This window comes from Dehalococcoidia bacterium (genome assembly GCA_025054935.1).
Lineage (GTDB): Bacteria > Chloroflexota > Dehalococcoidia > SpSt-223 > SpSt-223 > JANWZD01.
Window position 1 is genome coordinate 1 of record JANWZD010000052.1, and the last position, 679, is coordinate 679.

Here is a 679-nt window from a genome sequence, read left to right on the forward strand (position 1 = left end):
TGGTGCCGTGGGCCGCGTCCGGGACGATGATTTCCCGCCGCTTGCGGTCGCCGCGATGGCGATGGTAGGCCATGATCATCGCCACCCCGGCGAGCTCGCCCTGGGCGCCGGCCATCGGCGTGAGCGAAACCCCGCCGCGCATGCCGGTGACCTCGGCCAGGATCTGCTGCAGCTCCCACATGCAGGCGAGGAAGCCTTGGCTCAGCGCCTCGGGGGCGTAGGGATGCCGCTCGAGGAAGCCCGGCAGCATCGCCAAGGCGTTGGCCGCCCGCGGGTTGTACTTCATCGTGCAGGAGCCGAGCGGGTAGAAGTGGGTGTCGATCGAGAAGTTTCGCTGGCTGAGCCGGGTGTAGTGACGCACGACGTCGAGCTCGGAGCACTCCGGGAGGGCCGGCGGCGTCTCGCGGCGAAGCTCGGCCGGGAGATCCTCCGGCATGGGCGCGTCCTCGACGAGCTGGGCACGGGCGCTGCGTCCCGGCCGGGAGAGGTCGAAGATCAGCATCGGCGGCGGCGATGAGGGAAAATCCCATCATGCCAAAGCCTCCGATCCCGGGACAGAGCCGGCGCCGCACCGCGCGTCTCATGGCCGCGCTGCTCGCGCTCGCTGCCGCCCATGCCTCGGCATGGGAGCTCGAGCTGGCTGCCGGGCCGGTGGACGAAATCGACGGCGTGGAGAGCC

The 679-nt window shown here is 70.7% G+C and carries 1 protein-coding gene; it reads right to left on the reverse strand.

What is annotated here, in order from left to right:
- Nucleotides 1-502: aminomethyl-transferring glycine dehydrogenase subunit GcvPB (locus NZ773_16215; protein ID MCS6803472.1), on the reverse strand; the 502-nt coding region annotated here is incomplete at its 3' end.
- Between the last annotated feature and the right edge of the window lie 177 nt (nucleotides 503-679).